1 pseudogene is annotated in these 1,269 nt (G+C 56.3%); it reads right to left on the reverse strand.

The features are described 5' to 3' along the window. Positions 1–1,201, reverse strand: a pseudogene (locus Q669_RS19025) (IS3 family transposase); the annotation flags it as partial. Positions 1,202–1,269 lie beyond the last annotated feature (68 nt).

Genomic DNA, 1,269 nt, shown 5'->3' on the forward strand with positions numbered 1-1,269 from the left:
TGAGGTGGACCCAATCAGTTGGACAACCTGATGGTCTCCCTAAGCTATGATCCGGTTGTTTCCCTGGCTCAGGCTGCCAGAGATATGGATTGCCCGTAGTACACCTCATCGGGCGTTTGGTAATCAAGGGTTTGGTGGTACCGGGTCTGATTGTAATGCCGGAAGTACCGGTGGAGCGCCTGCTTCAAGTGTCGGCCATCCTCGAAGGCAGTGAGGTAGACGCACTCGTGTTTGACGCTGCGCCAGAGCCGTTCCACGAAGATGTTGTCATGGTAGCAGCCCTTGCCGTCCATGCTGATCCGGATGCCATGTTCTTTGAGAACGCTTGTGAAGGCCTCGCTGGTGAACTGGACGCCCTGATCGGTGTTGAAGATCTCCGGCGTTCCATGGCGCTGTAGAGCCTCCTCCAGGGCATCGACGCAGAAGTCTGCGTCCATGGTGTTGGAGATCCGCCAGGACAGCACCTTGCGGCTGTACCAGTCGATGATGGCAACCAGATACATGAAGCCCCGCGCCAGCGGCACGTAGCTGATGTCAGTTGCCCAAACCTGATTGGGACGATCGATCTTCAAGCCCTTGAGCAGGTACGGGTACACCTTGTGCCCGTCGCCCGGAACACTGGTTCTTGGTCGCGGGTACACGGCTTGAATACCCATGGTGCGCATCAACCGCTGCACCCGCTTCCGGTTGACCCGGTAGCCCTGGTGCTGCAAGTGGACCCGCATTTTGCGAGAACCATAATACGGCGTTTCCAGGTGCTGTTGATCAATCAGGTACATCAGATCCAGATCCTCCTGACATTGCTCACGATGGACGTAGTACACCGATGAGCGGCTCAGCTTGAGCAGCTCACACTGGCGCGAAAGACTGACTTGGGGGTGACCTCGCTCGATCATCGCCAACCGCTGTTGACGGCTTACTGATCGAGCTTGCGCGACAAAAAATCGCGTTCCACCGTCAGTCGACCGATCTCGCGGTAAAGCTCGTCTGTGCTGGGCTCATCGGATTGCTTGCCGGCCTTCCTCTTGCCTTCGAAGAGATCGGGAGCGTTCTCCAGCAGCTCGCGCTTCCAGGTACTGACCATGGTGGGGTGAATCTGGAAACGGGCGGCAATTTCGGATGTGGTCTGGTCACCCTTGAGGGCAGCCAGAGCAACTTTGGACTTAAATGATGCGCTGTATTGCTTGCGTTTCTTGCTCATGATTCTCCTCCTCGTGGAGATGATGAATCAAAGCTTAGGCACCTGTCCAAAATTTGGGGTCCACTTCA

This window comes from Marinobacter sp. C1S70 (assembly GCF_000475355.1).
Lineage (GTDB): Bacteria > Pseudomonadota > Gammaproteobacteria > Pseudomonadales > Oleiphilaceae > Marinobacter > Marinobacter nauticus.